Annotated in this window: 6 protein-coding genes; 1 reads left to right on the top strand and 5 read right to left on the bottom strand. The window is 26.4% G+C overall.

Features of this window, described 5'->3' with window-relative positions:
• The first annotated feature begins 6 nt into the window (after positions 1-6).
• A complete protein-coding gene (locus GBG18_RS14830) occupies positions 7-372 on the top strand; it encodes a hypothetical protein (RefSeq protein WP_152192327.1) in 366 nt (121 codons plus the stop codon).
• Between the two features lie 176 nt (positions 373-548).
• Here the strand turns inward: GBG18_RS14830 and GBG18_RS14825 are convergent, their stop codons facing one another.
• From GBG18_RS14825 to GBG18_RS14805, 5 genes are all read right to left on the bottom strand, one after another.
• Positions 549-851, bottom strand: a complete 303-nt coding sequence (locus GBG18_RS14825) for a hypothetical protein (RefSeq protein WP_152192326.1) — start codon at positions 849-851, stop codon at positions 549-551.
• Positions 838-1,077: a hypothetical protein gene (locus tag GBG18_RS14820; RefSeq protein WP_152192324.1), complete on the bottom strand. Its 240-nt coding sequence runs from the start codon at positions 1,075-1,077 to the stop codon at positions 838-840. Before GBG18_RS14820 ends, GBG18_RS14825 begins: the two co-directional genes overlap by 14 nt.
• 40 nt (positions 1,078-1,117) lie before the next feature.
• Positions 1,118-1,375 (bottom strand): hypothetical protein, encoded by a 258-nt coding sequence (locus GBG18_RS14815; protein WP_152192322.1) that lies wholly within the window; start codon positions 1,373-1,375, stop codon positions 1,118-1,120.
• Between the two features lie 332 nt (positions 1,376-1,707).
• Positions 1,708-2,847 carry a hypothetical protein gene (locus GBG18_RS14810; protein WP_152192320.1) on the bottom strand — a complete coding sequence of 380 codons (1,140 nt, stop codon included), beginning with the start codon at positions 2,845-2,847 and terminating at the stop codon, positions 1,708-1,710.
• Positions 2,848-2,891: 44 nt separating this feature from the next.
• The coding region (locus tag GBG18_RS14805; RefSeq protein WP_152192319.1) for a replication/maintenance protein RepL at positions 2,892-3,313 on the bottom strand (422 nt) is incomplete at its 5' end.

Below are 3,313 nucleotides of genomic sequence, written 5' to 3'. Positions count from 1 at the left end.
TAGTAATTGATTAAAGAGGAAGATATATTTTTACCAACTAGTAGAAAGTTTCTAGAAGAAATGAATAGCTTATCTAAAACAGCAATAAAGATATACATATCATTATCCTTTCATAGAAGTAAATCTATCGAGCTTACACATCATGGAAATAAAATTAGTGTTAGTCATAGAGAAATAAGAGTTAATGAGTTTTATCCCGACAGATATAACTCTAAATGCTTTTATGTAAACAATGATGAAAGAACTTATTACAAAGCAATTAAAGAGTTAGAAAGAAAACACTTAATCCAAGTAGTAAGAACTTATTCAAAAAAAGGCAAACCCTTACCGAATATATATATTTTTGATGATTTGTATTGTGGTAAAAAATAATGGCAAGAAAAGGACAAGGGTTTACCCCTTTAAGTTGGTAAAGAAAACTCTACAGAAAAAGACTATAAAACAGCACATAAAGAAGAAAATTCTACAGATTTAAGAGTAGAGGTAAAGAAGTCTAGATTTTAAAAGAATAGAATGTAGAAGGTCTTATATTTAAGTATCTTCATACCTTAAGGGTATTTCTTCCAATCGTTAGAATAAAACATTTTAATGTTGATTATAAGGTAAAAAAGTGCAATAAGTACATAAACAAGTAAAGAAACATTCATCATTCCCATAAAGAATAATGCTGGATAAATAAATGAAGAAAAGATAATAGCAATTAATGATTCATAAAGAAGTTGTTTTTTAAAAGTTTTGTTTTTCAAAAAAAAAGAAGAAAGCATCATCATAAAAAGTCCTCCCACAGAAGAAGGAATAATAAATAAAAATATCCAAACAATTAATACAAGTAAGTTATCATTTAGTATCATCTTTTTCCAATTTTGATATAAAGAATTTAAACTTGTTCTCAATATGACTATCTGTTATGCTACTACTTTTACTTATTTGATTAGATATAAAGAATATTCCATAAGCAATAAGAAGTAATAACATTAAACATATTGTTGCAATAGTCTTTAACTCAAGTCCTGAAATAATGTAATAGCAAATAACAATTACTATCCATGCAAAAATAAATTGAAATACGGTTTTCATTTTAACTCCTGATATACAAGTAATAATAGATATATTTCTTCTATTTTTCAATTTCTTTTGCTATCTCATTGCAATAATTAAACTTATCCCCTTCACAATTACTGAAACATTGACCTACTTCAAAAGTCAAATCTCCATATAATTTTTTTAGAGCCATCTTAGATAAATCATCTTTCTTTTTTTCTATAATATTTACTTTCCTAGTTATGCTGTCGTAATAATAGTTACACATACTTCCTTCTTTAGCCACAACCGAATGGAGAAAAACAAAACACAAAGTAATTAAAATCTTTTTCACAAGTATCCTTTAATAATTTTAAATATTATATCATATGATTTCATTAACAGTAGTGAAATCATTTACTTTTTAACTTTTTAAAGCTATTTTCAGTGTTTCATTTACAGCTGTAGATATGAATAATTAGGGAATCTATTGTTTCCTAATTCTTACTATCTATACGTTACTAACTCTATTTCTATCAGAATAACCTTGGTAATTTTAAACTCATTCTTTTATCTGTTCACTTTTCTCATCAATTGCTGGTTTTAAGTCATTCAACCGTTTACTTTAAATAGGTTATTTTGATATCAAGTCATTTGAAATGTATTGATGAATTATATTCTTAATAGCTATAGAAAGTTTAATTTTACATAATCTACTAATACCTTCATTGTATCTGGTTTTAAGGTGTTTATTCCTCCTAGAATTCCTCCCATTTCAGTTTCGTATATTCTAAAAGAATTGAAGGTTTTTCCAGTTTCATCAATTAAATCAACTTTAAAATCTATTACTCCCCAAGATTCTTTATCAATCCCAAATCCTCCCATAATATAACGTGCTGCCATATTTCCATCATCATATTTTGAAAAAGATATTTTCAAAGTTAATGTTTTTCCAGATACATTATCCTTAAAATTCTTTCTGAGTTCCAATATATATTCATTAATTGAAGATACATCCATATCTTTATTGTGTATTCCGTCCACGATATTAACTTTTCCATAATGCTGTTTTTCTAAATTACTAGATAGTTTATCAATAACTAAAAAAGGTCTTTGAATCAAAGGCATATTCTTGAACTTAAAGTTCCACAATGGATAATATTCTTTCAAATCACTAATTAAACTTGATTTCTCTTTTAAAAAACCTTCGATTGATTTGTCTGTTGATTCAACTATCTTTACTTTTTTTAGTTCGTTCATTGTTGAATCGTTTAATAAATCATTTACTTCAACTAGTTGTTCATTATCACATTTAATTTCAAATAATGTTGGAGAATAATATTCGTTTGATACCTCTTCATTTTTCTGCTGAAACAATAGACTTTTTTTAAGTTTTTCATTGCAACCTAATTTGTATATATATTCTTTAATCGTTAGCCTTGAATCAATTTCAATTGGATAGATTGAACCACGATCAGATAATTCAAAAATAGGCAATAAACTTAATCTTACATATTTAATCTCATTCTTTTCAATATCAATTGAAGCAATACTATCAGTTGGGTCAATGTAAAAAAAATGCTTTCCAGGTTTTACTTTGTAAATCATACTCTCATCATTGGATATATTTCCTACAAATTTTAGATCATTCAGGTTTGTAGGAGTAAACTCCGTAACATTGATATTTATCCCACCTGCTGCAAATCTATCTGGTCTTGTAAATACTATATAAGAACTCTTTTCATCACTAAATAGTTCTCCTTTGGGAGTATTTAGAATCCTATTTGTTGAGCCACATCCTGCTAATAAAATTATACTTAACAGCAATAGAGATATTTTAAACATAAGTTTCATTTGTTATCCTTAATCATTTAAATTTTATTTAAAAAGTCATCAATATAAATAGGCTTTTTAATTGGTGCGTTATTGACTTTTTTATAAGTTGTTCCTCTAGCTAAAAAATCTACTGCAGATTCATCAAACATTAGCTTTCCTCGTTCCCCTCTTGAATAAAAATAGTGTTCTCCTTTTTTAAGAAGTTTGATCTTACTATACAATGTACTTACGCTATATGTAGTTCTTTCCGATAAATCTCTAATTGATAAGTAATTACTTTTGTTCGACTTCTGTTTCAATAAACTTTTTTTCTTCTCTTTTTCAATCATATCACTACTGAATACTAATTCTTCAACTAGTGAGGTTAAGTAGTTTATTTGTTTTGATTGTATTTTAATCATTTTTTCTAGTTCTTTATTTGCAAGCACAATTATTCCTTTATGGGTTATGTTATTTA

It is taken from the genome of Poseidonibacter ostreae, from assembly GCF_009208075.1.
In the GTDB taxonomy this organism is placed as follows: Bacteria; Campylobacterota; Campylobacteria; order Campylobacterales; family Arcobacteraceae; genus Poseidonibacter; species Poseidonibacter ostreae.
This window is presented reverse-complemented; position numbering and strand designations above follow the sequence as displayed.

What these genes read in the sequence shown, in the direction of transcription:
- GBG18_RS14825 (WP_152192326.1), bottom strand. Translation starts at nt 851, where the DNA reads ATGATACTAAATGATAACTTACTTGTATTAATTGTTTGGATATTTTTA.
- GBG18_RS14820 (WP_152192324.1), bottom strand. Translation starts at nt 1,077, where the DNA reads ATGAAAACCGTATTTCAATTTATTTTTGCATGGATAGTAATTGTTATT.